The following is a 14,121-nucleotide window of genomic DNA, read 5'->3' on the forward strand; positions in this document are numbered from 1 at the left end:
TTCTAACGCAGTCGCACTCTACAGTGCTTGGCGGTGAGCCTTCGCCGCATGATCTGTGCGTTGTGCGCTGGCCGCCAATCGCCCCATCTGCCATCATTACCGCTCTCATAGACTGATTCTGCGGTTCGTCGTGAAACACCACTGTCATTACCATCCCGGCACTGCCGCCAAGTGGCACTGCACCCATTGCCAATTGCACTACTGCACCACCTGTATGCCCGATGCGGATACACGCAGGCGGCAGGGCGCTTGCCCCCATTGCGGTCAGACGATGCGTTACCTGGGCGCCGCAACGGAGGTCGTGCCTTTCTGGAACCGGATCCCGGCATTCTTCCGCTACCCGTTCCATACCGATCCGCTGATGGTGGTCGGCATCTGCACTTTTGTGCCGTTGCTGCTCAACCCGGACCTCATCGGCCTGGTAGTCAGCCTCCTGCTCGTATTGGCTCTGTTCAAATACACCTACGCGGTCATCAACCACACCGCTGAAGGCCACATGTCGCCGCCACCGTTGGCCACCGCTTTCACGGGGTCCGGGTTCCACATCGTGATCCTGCAATTCCTGGTGTTCGTGCTGATGGGTGGACTGGTCTGGTCCGCCGGTTTGGTCGGTGGAGGTCTGCTGGCGATGGCCGCCCTGGCCTTCGTGATCCTGGTGATGCCGGCCAGCGTAATGATCCTGGCGATGGAGCACCAGGTGGGCGCGGCGGTCAATCCGGCCAACCTGATGTCACTAATCTCTCGCATTGGCTGGCCATACTTCGTGCTCTACGGTCACCTGGTGTTGCTGATGTTCGCCAGCGGCGCCATCCAGGAATTTGCCTTCAACCACTTTTCGCCGATGGTGGCGCAGCCACTATCCGGGTTTATCGGCAGTACCTTCATGCTGATCTTCTTCCACATGATGGGTTACCTGCTGTTCCAGTATCAGGAAGAACTGGGCTTCGCCAGCGACCTGCAGGATCAGGAAGCACCGCCGGCGCCGGACCGCACTCGTCGCCTCGATGCCGATATCGACATGAACCTGAAGGACGGCAACTACGAGCGGGCGCTGACGCTGATCAAGGGTGCGCTGAAGCGTGAGCCGACCAACCCCCAGCGACTCGAGCAGCTTTATCGCCTGCTGCGGGCAATGGACGATCAGAGCGAACTCTACAAGAGTCATCCGCGCCTGCTGCAATGGTTGGCTGACCGGAGAGATGCCGGGGAACTGACGGAGATGCTCCAGTTACTGGAAAAACTCGAACCCGGTTTTCGCCTGGACGATCCGGCCTTGGCCGTCAGCTGCGCACGGACCCTGAATATGCAGGGCGAACACCGCGTCGTGCTGAAGCTGCTACAGGATTTCCATAAACGCTTCCCGGACAGCGAACACCTGGCGCCAGCCTATTTGTTGGTGGCCCAGTCGCTGGCCCAACTTGGACAGTGGGAAAAGGCCATGGCGTTCCTGAATTTCATCAAGAAGCGCTGCGCCCAGCATCCGCTGCACCAGAATATCGACACCTACATCGAGCAGGCGCAGAACCAGCAGCCGTTGCGGGGTCCGGCGGCGAGTTTTTCGGTGCCGGAGTGAGAGGACGCGGAAATTGAGGGCGTGACCCAATTGCAGGTTTTGTCTCTAATGTAGCCGACGCTTTAGAGGGTGTTGCAAAACGTAGCGAGCGAAGGCCAGGCAAGGCGGAAATTCGCGAAAAAGCGCAGTTTACTAGTAGTAAATGAGCATTTTGATCGGACTCGCGCACGAGCGGATTTCCAACGCCGCATGGTCGAGCGCAGTAGTTTTGCAATACCCTCTTTAGCTTCGGAGGGCCCTCCAGGGCCCCGGGTCTATCGGCAGGCCTGTGGACTGCTCGGAAGCTGAAGCATCCGCTACATGCTCCCGCATAACCTCCTACGGCCCAGCCGGCGCATCCATCAACTGCCGATAATGCCGCGCCTTGGGCCCCATTTCCCGCTTCTCGAATTCTTCCGCCAGTAACCGGCAAGCCTCCAGCGTCAGTAACTCGTTACCACAGGCGCGTAGCCGTTCGAACACCTTTTCCGCCACCTTGAGCTCGCCACTGCGTAGGCTGGCAAAGAACACCCGGTTATGATCTTCCGGCGACAGCGGATGATGAGGCTGCCCCTTGCCTTGGTATTCCTGCCAGATTTCCAGCATCCGTTCGGTCTGGTGGCCAGCCATGGTCACCTGCATCAGCTCGCGGGCGCGATTACGGTAGGCTTCGCTGTCCGGCCGCAACTTTGCCAACTGGTAGAGGTGCTCCAGCAGCATCGGCCGGTCCGGGTGACGTTGCCACAAGGCTTCGAATTGCAGCCGGGCCTGTTCGAAATCAAGCTCGCCGATGCGTGACATCGCCTGCGCATAGGCGGACCGAAAACGCTCATCTACCTCGTCGTCTTCCGGCTCGAAGAAGCTCTCCTGCACCTGCAGCCAACTCTTTCCAAGCAACCAGACCATACCGGCACCAGCCGCCAGACCACCGGCGTGAGCCAGATAGGCAACCCCGGTGGCGCCGGCGAAGAAGTGATCGTAGACCTCCTTGACAAGCCAGACGGGTAGCATGACGAGCGCCGGTGCCTTGAAGTAATCGAAGTAGACGCCGAGGAAATAGAAGAATCGGATGCGCTGCATGCCAAAGATGGCCACGTACATGCCCATCAGCCCCGAAATGGAGCCGGATGCGCCCACCAGTGGGAATGGCTCGCCCCAATTGAAGCCGGCCCAGACCAGCCCCGAGAACATGCCGCACAGCAGGTAGGCGATCAGGAAACGGCCGCCACCCAGCGCACGTTCGACGGTAAAGCCCAGCATGAACAGGATGACCATGTTGCCGATCAGGTGGCCCCAGCCGCCGTGCAGGAACTGGTAGGAGACCAGGTCCGAGACTTCCAGGTGCGCCGGCACCAGACCCGCTGCGAAGGCGGAGATGCGGCTGATCAGCTCCTGCTGGATCGGTGTCCGGTGTTGCTGCCAGTACTGGCGCTGTTCCGGAGCCCAGAGCACGTCCTGGTTCTGCTGCAGATAATCGTAGAAGCCGGGATCGGAAATAAGTTGCAACGCCAGCCACAGACGGTCGTCCTGCGCCATCGCTTCGCGCATGGCGTTTAGCGATTCGGCACGATCGGTCTCGCCTTCCAGGTTGATCTGGCGTTGCAGGTAGGTCTCGTAGGCTGGGGCTTCAAGCTGGTCGAGGTCGGCTTCCAGGTAGTTTTCGATCGCCAGGCGGGTCAATCGCTCGTCATCGCCCTGGTAGAACAGGAAGACAAGCAGACAGGCGAGCATCAGACCGAGGGTGGCCCAGGGCGGGCGCCGCCAGTCTACGGAGCGTTCGACGGGGATTATCAGCATACTACGTCCATTATTTCACGGTACTGCCGGGCAAATGCACTCGGGCGCACCAGCGCTGGGCCTGCCAAAGCCCTTTGCCCGATTTCATCACATTTGATCCGATCCGGTCTGCTTTTTACCACAGCGGTGCCAGATTATCGCGTTGAAATAGATCCTGAGCCAGACGCGAACCGCCGCCGCAGCGTTAGCGGCGCTCCCCGGGAAATTTCAACGGCGCAAAGCGCAGGAGATGGATCAATGAAGTTACCACTGTCACACCCCCTTAACAGTCAAGGCATTCAATCGGATGCGGGACGATGGCGGCTGATCGCAGGCGCTGTCGTACTGGGCCTGCTCACCGGCTGCGCATCCAGCGGTGGCACGGATGCTGCAAAAACCGATCTGACCGCCACAGCCCCCGAAAAGACCATGGAAACCCGGCCCAGTGTCGACCATTCGCCAATTGCCGCGAAAGCCACTGACGATAATAGTGAACCCCAAACGGACGATCGCATCGCCAATGCGCCTGAGGATGAAGATATGACTGTGTTAGTCCTGGATAACCCGGAACTGATGGCCCGCGCGGCCCAGGCACAAGCTAACAGCACGCAGGTAGATACTATGAGCGGCAATCCCGGCGACAGTCCACGCAAGCCCCACCGCATGAAGTTCCACTTCGGTTTCGACAAGCACCGTCTAAACGACGAAGATCAGGCCATCCTCAAGCAGCACGCGGAATACCTGCGGGCGCATCCGGAAGTCACGGTACGTATCAATGGTCATACGGACAGTCACGGTACCGACGAGTACAACGCCTTCCTCTCACGCCTGCGCGCCAACACGGCGGCGAAATTGCTGAAGGCTGAAGGTGTCGATGCCAAGCGAATTGAAGTGGTCGGCTGGGGCAACAGCAAGCCGCTGACCAACAAAGAGGACAGCGCCGCCAACCGCCGCCTGGAGCTGGAATACCTGAGCGAGCAGATGGCCAAGGTCCAGTAATCCGCAGCTTTTCCCCTACTGTTACCCCGCCCGCAATTCGGCGTGTCGCAAGGCACGCCGGATTGCACCTGTCGCCCTATACTGCGATTCTCTGTACGGTCCGAATACGCTTCCAGCAAGAACAAAAGCCCAAGGAGATGGACCCTATGCGCCCAGCGAGTTTTCTCACCCTGCTCAGCGCCGTGCTGTTGGCCGGCTGCGCGAGTACCCTGAGTGATCGCGACCTTGAACCCTACGGCGTGTGGGAGGGCACACTACCCTGCGCCGACTGCCCGGGTATCGAGACCCGGCTGGCGCTCTACAAGGATCCTTATACCTACCGCCTGGAGCAGACTTACCTGGCACGGGACAATGAACCCGTAATTCGGGAAGGGGAATGGGTTCTGCTACCGCCCGTAGACAACATGGACCTGGGCAGGATCAGCCTGAAGGGAGAGGGCGAGACGCCCCTGAAACAACTCCAGCGGTTGCCGGGCGGCAACCTGAAAATGCTGGACCAGGACGGCCAGCCGATTCGTTCGACTATCGATTACACCCTGGAGCGCAAGCGGGTTTCAGATTGAAACCCGCGCCACGTTAACCAGCATCAGCAGCGCCATGACCAGGATGGAAAGCCAGGTGAAAAGCACCCCGATCATCCGGCTAAGGGCGTAACCACCACGGCTCTGGATAACCCCCCAGGCGTGTAGCAGACGTCCGATGATGAACAGCATCCCCACCCCATAGATGTGCATGGCGGCGACACCGTTCAATTCGCCGATCGCCATGAGGATCAAGGCAATCGGCGCATATTCCACCAGGTTGGCATGGGCACGGATCGCCACCTGGAAGTCGCGCTGACCGTCATCCCCCAGCGCTGTCTTGTATTTGCGGCGGAACGTGGTGACCCGCCAGGCCAGGAACAGCATCAGGAATGACGTGACGGCAGCAAAGACTGCAGTTACCGGAATGATCATGAATCAAACAGCTCCAGGATTCTCGTAAAGCCGGCGAGGCGTTTGCGCTGCAGATGGAATCAAGCAGCCCCTAGGCCTTTTTCTTTATCACACCCACAACCCACAACAGGACCACGGCGCCCACTGTCGCCGTTACCAGTGCACCGATGGTCCCGTGGGATGACAGCCCCAGCAGACTGAACATAAAACCACCCAACAAAGAACCGACGACACCAATACCGATATTGGCCAGTACGCCAAAGCCTCGCCCTTTCATGATCAGGCCGGCCAGCCATCCCGCTACACCACCAATGATCAGGAACAGAATCAGGTTCATCGCTACACCTCCTTTGCGCTACCAAAAAAGAGCTACCAAAGACGAGCTACCATGCATTGCCGATGGCCGGTCATGGATCCGGCCATCCCGATAGCAATACCGAAGGAATTCCACTGTAAAGTCAAGCACTCGGACGCGTCTTACTGGAGATCCAGGTCAGTCCGCTGGCGGTTCGCTCAACTCGCCGATAGCTTCCCTCATTTGATTGTGGCAGCGCGTCATGAGGTCGGGAATGTCGTCAGGGGTGAGGTTCGCCGTTTCGATAGGTGGCAGCACTCGTAAGCGCACCGGTCGCCTGCGACCCAGGGGCCCGTCGGTCTCGGATTGGTAAGGCGCTGCGCAGACCATGGTGACCGGTACCCCGGCAGCAACCGCGGCGTGGAAGGCTCCCTTCTTGAAGGGCTGCAGGTCCTTGCCATGGCTCCGGGTGCCTTCGGGGAAGATCCACAGGCTCTTGCGCTCCCGGGTCATGGCTGCGGCGGCGGTCTGGATGACGGCGACTGCCCGGGTTGAACGGCTGCGATTGATCAGCACGTTGCCACCCAGCCAGAACACCTGGCCGAAGAAGGGAATCCAGCGCAGGGAGGCCTTGCCGATAGCAACCGTACGAGGTGGTAGCATGTCGGCCATCAGGAACAGATCATCGTTGTGCTGATGGTTGGCGATGATCACGGTGGGGCGATCGGTGGGCATGTATTCGTAGCCCTCCAATGGACGTTCGAGCCCCAGCAGGAAGCGTCCGGTCCGGGCAACCGCCCAGCCGATGATACGGGTGTTCTCGGGATTAAAGGGGCGTGCCAGGCACAGCAACAGGCCCAGAAGACAAATCACGGGCACCGATACCCAGGCCAGTAACGCTCGAATATACCGCATCAAAATCACTCCCATACACCTTCAGCGTACACGCGTACGCCAGGGGCCGTACAGGATATAGATCCGGGCCAGGATTTGGAACCGCCGGGGAGCAAGCGCTGCAGATACCGCCTCAGGACAGGGCGCGTGCCATCTCCTGGCACTGTTGGCAATGTTCCGCCGTGCAGGTCTCATAGTCGTGCAGCACCACGCCGTAGGTATAGCTGACGGCCGCCCCATGCTTGTGAGCATCTGCATCCAGGATATAGGCCCTGGCGGATTGGTCAGCCTGCTCGAAAGACGAAAACGGCCCCAATGTGGTTTTCTCGCGGGTGGTGAAATACCAACGCCGTCCCACTGCAAAATAGCGACTCGAGCGGGGCGGTAGCGGTCGGCTTTCCCCCTGCCGTTTTTGCAAGAACATGACACCTACTCCCATTCATTTTGTTGCGCCAATTTGCGCTCGAATTGAGCATTTGTCAAACAATGCAAACGATACCCCCTGGAGCGGCAATAGATCATTCTTTACACACCCTAAAGCGAAGCGAATTGTCCGGACGGGCCAACCCGCTCCGCGGCAACAAAGCTCTCCGCTTCAACCACATAACGCAGGGGGCCATTGGGGTCGAGGGCATTGAACGGGTAGCAGGTAATCAGTATCAATCGGCTGCCACCGTCCCCCCGGAAATCGAGCCGCTCCTGCCGAGCATCGACGACCCGTTCGCGAATGACCTCATAGGGACGCCAGTCGCCATCGAGGCCCTGGACTTCGAGGCGGTCGCCCGTGCGGATCTCCTGCAGCACGCTGAAGTGGGTGTCGCGATGACCAGCGAGGATCACCGTGCCCGCCTCCCCTGGCAGCGCCGATGCGCTCATGTGTCCCGGCCCGAAGGCCAGGCTTTCGCCATGGGTGCCGGAAAGGATCACCATCGGCTTATCGCCCCCTGGCAAACGCAGGCGCCCAACCGGCCAGGTGTCCGCCCAGGGCCAGGGGCGGGTCTGGGTGTGTTCGGCCTGACTCTGGGCCCAGGCCAGGTTGAGTAACTCCTGGGCCAGTTTCGCCTTCAGGGGAATCCACAGGCCGACCAGGAGCGTGATGGCTGAAGCCAGGGTGAACGTCATCAGCAGCCGCATCATTCGAAGATCCTCCGGCGTGCAAGGAACACACCAATGGCCGGTAATAGCCCCGACAGCCCAACGATAATCAACAGCATGGAAGGCGTCGCCGTTTGGGGGTAACGCAGCATGTCCGGTGTGCTGCCCGCCGGTAGCAACGTAGGGACGGATTCCGGTTTCATCGTCTCTTCATTGGTGCGTACCGGGGTCTGATCGACGGCGACGAAGCTGGTGTAGGGCGTCACCAGGCCATGCTTCAAAGCCAAGGGAGTCACTTCAGCTCTGACCTGTTCTTCGCCGACGCCGTGAATGCGCTGATCGGTGATCTGGTCGATCTTCTGGCGCGCCCAGTAACGATGCAGGCCCTGGCCGGGCGCCGCTGAGTCCAGCGACAGTGTGCGTTGCCAGAGCGAGCCATCAGGCAGATGCCCCTGTATCGTTAGTTCGCCTTGCGGGTCCTGGCCACGGCCGATGAGCAATAGCGGCTCGCCCTGGAACAGGTCTCCGGGCTTTTCCGGGTAGGCTTCAGGCCCTCCCGACCATGAGGCTTCTACATCCGCCAGGACTGGCGCCGCCATCCGATCTAGCAAGGCGCCCAACTGACTGGCCACTTCCGCACTGCTCCCCACCGCCGTGAAGGTGCCCCGACCGAACCGGGCGGCTTCGCGCATGAAATGCATATTGGGCGCCGAACCGATGCCCACGGTAAACAGGCGGGACTGCCCCAGCTGATCGCGGATCTGGCTGAACAGCGCCCGCTCATTGCCCACCGCACCGTCGGTCATGAACAGAACCTGACGCACCTGGGGCGAGACTTCGTCGCCGTGCCGTACCCGCAACGCCCGGTCCAGCGCCGGGGCCATTTCCGTACCACCGTCAGCGCGAAGGTTGGCAGCATACTGACGGGCCGCCCGCAGGTACTCCGGCGTGACCGGGCGAGCGGTATCGAACAGGGTCGAGGTCACACTATTGAACTGGATGATATTGAACTGGTCGCCCGCCTTGAGGGTATCGAGACCCGCCAGCAGGGCTTCACGGGCCTGCCGGATGGATTCACCGGCCATGGAGCCGGAGGTATCCACGACCAGGATCAGTTCCCGCGACAACGCCTGCCCACTGTCGATACCGGGCACCAGCATGGCCAGCAGGAAGTCCTCGCCTTCCCACTGTTCGTGGAAAACTGCGGCCGAGGGTGCCACCTCGCGCTTGGGCAGCCAGCGCACCACCAAGTCACGGTCCATGGTGATACTACCGCCCTTCGGCGTGACCTGGACCTGCCCCCCCTGCCAGACTGGCGCCACCGCGTGCGTGGGGCTGACCACCTGATCGATGGGCAGGCCCGCGTTGAGTGTCAGTTGCACCCGCGCCTGATGGCTGCCGGCCGGCACATCGTTGGGATTGACTGTGTACGGGCTGATCTCATCGGCATCTGGCACTTGGGTCATCGGTACGGCCCAACCCTGGCGCCAGGCCAGCGGCTGTTCGCGGTCGTCGACGGGCAGACCGGGCATGTAGCGAGGAGTCAGGGTGGTCGGCAACCGCATTTCGAATTCGCCATCGCGATAGGTGACGGCCTGCTGGTAGCGGAGCTCCACAGTGACGGTCTCGCCGGGCGGGATATTGGCCACGCGGGTGGTGAACAGGTTGGGCCGCTGTTGCTCGACATGGGCGGCCTGCTTGCCGTCGTTGCGCGCTTTCTCGTAAGTCTGCTTCGCCTGCTCGCGGGTCCTGATCTCGCCGACGACGACGCGTTCGCCGATCCGCAGCTGCAGGGCGTAGACGCTGGCCCGCTCCGGCAACGGGAATACGTAGGTGCCTTCGCGCCAGTCGTCGCTGGCATTGCGGAAAGTCTGCTGCAGACGCGTATCGGCCAGCATACCGCTGACCCGCACACGGTAGTCGGTGTTGAGGGTCAGGGCCGACTCGATCTGGCCACCGGGCGCGACCAGACGAAGCTCACCGGTGCCCGGCTCCTCGCTGGCACGGGCCGCAGCCGACTGGAGCACGAAGAAAAGCCCCACCGCCAGCCAGAGGCTGACGCCCTCCATCCAGCGTACCCAGGCTGAATGCCTTGTCGAATTCGCTTTAATCGAGTGTTCACGGTAGCGTGTCGCAATCAATGTCCGCACAGCACGTCCTCCGTCGCCTTGGCTGGCTATAGCGTTGTTCGAGCCATTGAACCGGTGACGGAAGGCAAAGCCGTGTGCGAAGCTGGCCAATTCGGGGCCGAATCGTGATGAATTGTGGCAATAGGCCCCGGCGCACTTGCGGCAAGTGGCGGGCGTGGTTAAATACCGCAAAGCCGTTAGTCAGGGCACAGGAAGAATAGTAAAAATGAAACGCCACATCGTACTCGTCGAAGATGAACCGGCCATACGCGAGAATTACCGCGACGCCCTCGAGCGGCGTGGTTATCAGGTGTCTGTCTACGCCGACCGCCCCAGCGCGCTGGAGGGCCTCAAAGGTCCTTTACCGGACCTGGCGATTATCGACGTCGGGCTGGGCGATGAGATCGAGGGCGGTTTCGACCTGTGTCAGGCCTTGCGCCAGCGCTCTTCCCTGCTCCCCATCATCTTCCTCACCGCCCGGGACAGTGACGCCGATTCGGTCACCGGTCTGCGGCTGGGTGCCGACGACTACGTCACCAAGGACATGAGCCTGGATCATCTTTTCGCCCGCATCGCTGCGTTACTGCGACGCACCGATGCCTGGGCGCAGAGTAGTCAGCAAGGCGACGAAGTCCTCCGACGGGGCCGTTTGAGCCTGAATGTGGACCGCATGACCGCCGAGTGGAACGAGCGTGCGGTGGAGCTCACCGTAACCGAGTTCTGGATGCTGCACTCGCTGGTGCTCCACCCGGGCCACGTTCGCAACCGTACCCAGCTGATGGATGCCGCCAATACCGTCCTCGACGACAACACCGTCACCTCCCATATCAAGCGCATCCGCCGCAAGTTCCAGCAGCTCGATCCGGATTTCGACGGCGTGCAGACCGCCTATGGTTTCGGCTACCGCTGGAATGCCCATGAGGTGTAAGTGATGAGCTCTCTACGACCATGAGCATGGGATCAACGGGAGTTCCATGCCGCGCCTGACCCTCAAGCGCCAATTGCTGATCGCCTGCCTGTTGATGCTGTTGATTCCCTGGGCGGGCCTCCAGTTCGTGCTGGAGCTGGATCAGGCGCTACGGCAGCAGGCCGCCAGCCAGCTGGAGCGCCAGACAGAACGCCTGGCCGGAATCATCCGGCGCCAGCCCGAGGCCCAACTGCCCCTCCAGCCATTACCAACGCGTATCCTCTATGCCGACGCCCTGAGCCGACCGCTCTACCTGGACGGCTACGGCGACGACTGGCCCACGTGGAGCGAAGAAACCGATTCGGCCTATACCAGCCCCGTAACCGCAACCGAACCGGTGCAGTGGCAGGCGGCCGTCGACCGCCAGAACCTCTACCTGCTGATTCGCGTTCGCCAGCCGCCCGGACGCTATTTCGATCCCGGCCGGCCAGAAGAGCCCCATGCTCACCTGCGTCTCTACCTGACCCTGGATGGCCAGCGCCATACCCGAGAAATTCGCACACCGGCCCCGGGACCGGTAGTAGCCCAAGCCAAGGGCACAAGCGGTAGCAGCGATTTCCGCGTCAACGGCGTGTGGCAGGCGACGGGGCAGGGCTACCAGGTGGAACTTCGCATGCCGCGACCAGCGCTCAATGCGCCCGTCGGTTTCGAGGTTTGGCATCCAGACACCGGTAAGTCGGGCGGTTACAGCGTCTTGGGTGGCATGGGCTACGACGGCAGCAAACACCTCCCCCATCTCATTCACCCGATCAGTGCGCTGGAGGCCGAGCTCCAGCCGCTACTGGCAGCCGGACAGCGGGCATTGGTGCTACACGATAACGGCTGGGTCCTGGCAGACGGCGCCACGCCCATCGCGGCCAGCGAGACCGACTTCGATCAGCTCGGACCCTGGCAGATCGTCGAGCAAATTGCATTGAACGGATTGCGGGCGGTGCTGCGACGCTTCCAGCCCGACCCCACGCCGTTACCGGAAGATGCTTCACGCTATGCGCTGAATACCATTCCCAAGACAGGCCTGGTCCGCCATGGCGATGACGAATCGGCACTGGTCGTGCGCACGACGGTAAAAAGCCGCGGGACGGTCCCGGTCACGCTGGTAATGGAACAGTCGCTGAACGATATCCTGGCCCTCTCGGGGGATACCCTGGGGCGGGTGATCGTTCGCAGTGCATTCTTCGTCGGCCTGCTGGTGCTGATCCTGCTCGGCTACGCCAGTTGGCTGTCATGGCGCATTGCCCGGTTACAGCGAAATGTGGCCGCCAGCTTCGACGGCGATGGTCGGCTGGTGCAGCGCATGCCGGCTAGCACGGCCCAGGACGAACTGGGGGAACTCTCGCGCCAGTTCAGTCATCTGGTGGACAACCTGCAGGGCTATACCGACTACCTGGAGAGTTTCGCCCGCCGCCTGTCCCACGAATTGAAGACGCCTGTCGCCGTCGTGCGCTCGTCCCTGGAAAATCTCAAGCACGATACGCCCGACGTGGCGGAATCGCCCTACATCACCCGCGCATTCCAGGCGACGGATCGCCTGAGCCAGATCCTGCAGGGTATGAGCGAAGCGGCGCGGCTGGAGAAGAGTTTCGATCAGGTGGAGCCAGAAATCTTCGATCTGGCAGATGTTGCCGGTCAGGCTACGGCCGCCTATCAGAGCCTCGATCCGGAGCACGAGATCCACTACGTCGGTCCCAGCGCCGGATGCATGATGTCGGGGTCGCCGGAGTTGATCGTCCAGTTGCTGGATAAGCTCGTCGATAACGCCAGGGACTTTACACCGAAGGGTGAGGCGATCGAGGTGCGGCTTGAGGATCAGGGCGTCTACTGGCGACTCCAGGTCTACAACGCCGGCCCGCCCCTGCCCGAACACCTGGCCAGCGAGATCTTCAATTCGTTCGTGTCCCTGCGCGAAAGGCCACAGGAAGGTCATCTGGGCCAGGGCCTGCAGATCGTGCGCCTGATTACTGCCTATCACCGCGGCCAGGTTCATGCCCGCAATGTCCTGAATCCGGCCGGCGTGATGTTCGACGTCATGCTGCCACGCCAGAGCCCCACCCATAAAAAGTAGCCTGTCGCGGGCATCCACAGGCCCTTTCTGGTATCTTCTCGTTTCACATCAAAAAGCCCACGGATTGGGCAGGAGAACGCAGGATGCGCCTTCAGATGACGCTCATTGTCGCAATGAGCTTCAGTACCGCTGTATCAGCAGATATCTTCCAGTGTCGCCAGGCGAACGGCCAGATGGTGTTCTCGGATCGTGCCTGCGCCGACAATGCCCGCATCGTTACGGTCGATCCGGTCGTCACTGGCGGCCGCCTGGATACCGGGACCGACGTCGAGACCTGGCAGCCTGCATCACGGGAACGCCGCCGGGAACCGAAGGGCTGCGACCAGGGCTATATCCAGTCGACCCAGCTGCGCACCTTCCGGGCACGGCGTCAGGTCCAGGCGGGCATGAGCGCAAAGCAGGTGCGCTACATCCTCGGCGAACCGGATGTCCGGGATGGCCAGTGGTGGGTCTACGAGCATAAAGGTGAAGAGACGGGACGCTACAAGATCGTCGGCGGTTGCCTGGACAAGTGGCGTTAAGAGACCGCTATGTTGACTTTCGTGCCAGGTAAACGGTGTTCGACGACTCGCCATTCTGGAATGGGTTGAAGAAGCGTACGATCCGCGCCTCGACATCGACGAATACTTCTCTCAAGGTCGCCATGAAGTCCTCTGCCGGCGGCTCGTTGGACCAGACCGCGAAGACCCCGCCCGCGTGCAGTTGACGCGCCATCCGAACCAGGCTGTCCATCTGGTAGAAATCGGCGTTGGCGGCATTCAACAGGTCGCTGGGCGAGTGGTCGATATCCAACAGGATCGCGTGGAAGCGCTGTCCGGGCCGATTCGGATCGAATCCCTCCGCGTCGACCGCCCGGTCAAAGAAGCTGGCGTGGATGAAACGGCATCGTTCGTCCCGGTTGAACACCTGCCCCAGCGGCACCTTTTCCTGGCGGTGCCAACCAATAACCGCATCCAGCGCTTCCACGACCAGCAGCTCGTTCACCCGTGGGTCTTTCAATGCCGCCTCGGCCGTGTAGCCAAGGCCGAGGCCACCGACAACGACATCCAGCGCCTCACCAGACAGTTCGTCCAACGCCAGGTCCGCCAGCGCCACTTCGGCCTCGACGAACAGGCTGGACATCAGGAACTCCTCCCCCAGCTTGACCTCGTAGATATCCTGATCGCCCAGAGCCGGGATGCGCCGGCGTCTCAAGGTAATCTCGCCGATGTCGGAAGGCTGGCTGTCGATCTGTTCGAAAAGGAGGCCCATGGTCCCGTCCTGCTGCGTGTGGATTGCATAGCCTATCATTCACGGGTAGAGGAAATCCCCGATACGGTGCTAAACCTATGTTTTCGTCCGACAATAGGACATCCACATAGGCTGCTTAACTTTTCAGGTCGATCCGCCTGACCGGCGAGCGATCCAAGGACAACCA

The 14,121-nt window shown here is 61.2% G+C and carries 14 protein-coding genes; 6 read left to right on the forward strand and 8 right to left on the reverse strand.

The features are described 5' to 3' along the window. Positions 1-130 precede the first annotated feature (130 nt). Complete coding sequence (locus RE428_RS23025; RefSeq protein WP_040883010.1) at positions 131-1,573, forward strand: DUF4013 domain-containing protein; 1,443 nt, start codon at positions 131-133, stop codon at positions 1,571-1,573. 318 nt (positions 1,574-1,891) lie between these two features. On the opposite strand, the gene RE428_RS23030 is transcribed toward RE428_RS23025, so the two are convergent. Beyond that, the gene (locus RE428_RS23030; protein ID WP_004579810.1) at positions 1,892-3,349 is read right to left on the reverse strand and encodes a rhomboid family intramembrane serine protease; all 1,458 of its coding nucleotides are present in this window, start codon (positions 3,347-3,349) and stop codon (positions 1,892-1,894) included. A gap of 237 nt (positions 3,350-3,586) precedes the next feature. On the opposite strand from RE428_RS23030, the gene RE428_RS23035 reads away from it, so the two are divergent. Next, positions 3,587-4,327 carry an OmpA family protein gene (locus tag RE428_RS23035; RefSeq protein WP_004579809.1) on the forward strand — a complete coding sequence of 247 codons (741 nt, stop codon included), beginning with the start codon at positions 3,587-3,589 and terminating at the stop codon, positions 4,325-4,327. A gap of 146 nt (positions 4,328-4,473) precedes the next feature. Continuing rightward, complete coding sequence (locus RE428_RS23040; protein WP_004579808.1) at positions 4,474-4,890, forward strand: copper resistance protein NlpE; 417 nt, start codon at positions 4,474-4,476, stop codon at positions 4,888-4,890. On the opposite strand, the gene RE428_RS23045 is transcribed toward RE428_RS23040, so the two are convergent. From RE428_RS23045 to RE428_RS23070, 6 genes are all read right to left on the reverse strand, one after another. Then, positions 4,882-5,283 (reverse strand): MAPEG family protein, encoded by a 402-nt coding sequence (locus RE428_RS23045; protein ID WP_004579807.1) that lies wholly within the window; start codon positions 5,281-5,283, stop codon positions 4,882-4,884. The two genes, RE428_RS23040 and RE428_RS23045, sit on opposite strands and share 9 nt — an antisense overlap. Positions 5,284-5,353: 70 nt before the next feature. Further along, positions 5,354-5,599: a GlsB/YeaQ/YmgE family stress response membrane protein gene (locus tag RE428_RS23050; RefSeq protein WP_004579806.1), complete on the reverse strand. Its 246-nt coding sequence runs from the start codon at positions 5,597-5,599 to the stop codon at positions 5,354-5,356. 156 nt (positions 5,600-5,755) lie between these two features. Continuing rightward, entirely contained in the window at positions 5,756-6,472 is a 717-nt protein-coding gene (locus RE428_RS23055) for a lysophospholipid acyltransferase family protein (RefSeq protein WP_040882360.1), read from the reverse strand. A gap of 112 nt (positions 6,473-6,584) precedes the next feature. Next, a complete protein-coding gene (locus RE428_RS23060; RefSeq protein ID WP_004579804.1) occupies positions 6,585-6,875 on the reverse strand; it encodes a DUF6316 family protein in 291 nt (96 codons plus the stop codon). A 110-nt stretch (positions 6,876-6,985) separates the two neighbouring features. Next, positions 6,986-7,588, reverse strand: a complete 603-nt coding sequence (locus tag RE428_RS23065; RefSeq protein ID WP_040882357.1) for a class GN sortase — start codon at positions 7,586-7,588, stop codon at positions 6,986-6,988. Next, on the reverse strand, positions 7,585-9,696 hold the full coding sequence (locus RE428_RS23070; RefSeq protein ID WP_154660732.1) for a marine proteobacterial sortase target protein: 2,112 nt from the start codon (positions 9,694-9,696) through the stop codon (positions 7,585-7,587). The genes RE428_RS23065 and RE428_RS23070 overlap by 4 nt, the downstream gene beginning before the upstream one ends. 205 nt (positions 9,697-9,901) lie before the next feature. Here RE428_RS23070 and pdsR point away from each other — a divergent pair, with 205 nt between their 5' ends. The 3 genes from pdsR to RE428_RS23085 all read left to right on the forward strand — a co-directional run bounded on the left by pdsR (position 9,902) and on the right by RE428_RS23085 (position 13,225). Next, complete coding sequence (gene pdsR / locus RE428_RS23075) at positions 9,902-10,603, forward strand: proteobacterial dedicated sortase system response regulator (RefSeq protein ID WP_004579801.1); 702 nt, start codon at positions 9,902-9,904, stop codon at positions 10,601-10,603. Positions 10,604-10,649: 46 nt separating this feature from the next. Beyond that, the gene (locus tag RE428_RS23080; protein ID WP_004579800.1) at positions 10,650-12,704 is read left to right on the forward strand and encodes an ATP-binding protein; all 2,055 of its coding nucleotides are present in this window, start codon (positions 10,650-10,652) and stop codon (positions 12,702-12,704) included. 83 nt (positions 12,705-12,787) lie between these two features. Then, positions 12,788-13,225 carry a DUF4124 domain-containing protein gene (locus RE428_RS23085; RefSeq protein ID WP_004579799.1) on the forward strand — a complete coding sequence of 146 codons (438 nt, stop codon included), beginning with the start codon at positions 12,788-12,790 and terminating at the stop codon, positions 13,223-13,225. 7 nt (positions 13,226-13,232) lie between these two features. Here the strand turns inward: RE428_RS23085 and RE428_RS23090 are convergent, their stop codons facing one another. After that, positions 13,233-13,955 carry a polyamine aminopropyltransferase gene (locus RE428_RS23090; protein WP_004579798.1) on the reverse strand — a complete coding sequence of 241 codons (723 nt, stop codon included), beginning with the start codon at positions 13,953-13,955 and terminating at the stop codon, positions 13,233-13,235. Between the last annotated feature and the right edge of the window lie 166 nt (positions 13,956-14,121).

The organism is Marinobacter nanhaiticus D15-8W (genome assembly GCF_036511935.1).
GTDB classification, from domain to species: Bacteria; Pseudomonadota; Gammaproteobacteria; order Pseudomonadales; family Oleiphilaceae; genus Marinobacter_A; species Marinobacter_A nanhaiticus.

Bases quoted from the DNA above. Each gene is read 5' to 3' on its own strand.
- RE428_RS23085 (WP_004579799.1), top strand. From the start codon at position 12,788: ATGCGCCTTCAGATGACGCTCATTGTCGCAATGAGCTTCAGTACCGCT.
- RE428_RS23065 (WP_040882357.1), bottom strand. From the start codon at position 7,588: ATGATGCGGCTGCTGATGACGTTCACCCTGGCTTCAGCCATCACGCTC.
- RE428_RS23030 (WP_004579810.1), bottom strand. From the start codon at position 3,349: ATGCTGATAATCCCCGTCGAACGCTCCGTAGACTGGCGGCGCCCGCCC.
- RE428_RS23045 (WP_004579807.1), bottom strand. From the start codon at position 5,283: ATGATCATTCCGGTAACTGCAGTCTTTGCTGCCGTCACGTCATTCCTG.
- RE428_RS23090 (WP_004579798.1), bottom strand. From the start codon at position 13,955: ATGGGCCTCCTTTTCGAACAGATCGACAGCCAGCCTTCCGACATCGGC.
- RE428_RS23040 (WP_004579808.1), top strand. From the start codon at position 4,474: ATGCGCCCAGCGAGTTTTCTCACCCTGCTCAGCGCCGTGCTGTTGGCC.
- RE428_RS23060 (WP_004579804.1), bottom strand. From the start codon at position 6,875: ATGTTCTTGCAAAAACGGCAGGGGGAAAGCCGACCGCTACCGCCCCGC.
- RE428_RS23055 (WP_040882360.1), bottom strand. From the start codon at position 6,472: ATGCGGTATATTCGAGCGTTACTGGCCTGGGTATCGGTGCCCGTGATT.
- RE428_RS23050 (WP_004579806.1), bottom strand. From the start codon at position 5,599: ATGAACCTGATTCTGTTCCTGATCATTGGTGGTGTAGCGGGATGGCTG.
- pdsR (WP_004579801.1), top strand. From the start codon at position 9,902: ATGAAACGCCACATCGTACTCGTCGAAGATGAACCGGCCATACGCGAG.
- RE428_RS23035 (WP_004579809.1), top strand. From the start codon at position 3,587: ATGAAGTTACCACTGTCACACCCCCTTAACAGTCAAGGCATTCAATCG.
- RE428_RS23080 (WP_004579800.1), top strand. From the start codon at position 10,650: ATGCCGCGCCTGACCCTCAAGCGCCAATTGCTGATCGCCTGCCTGTTG.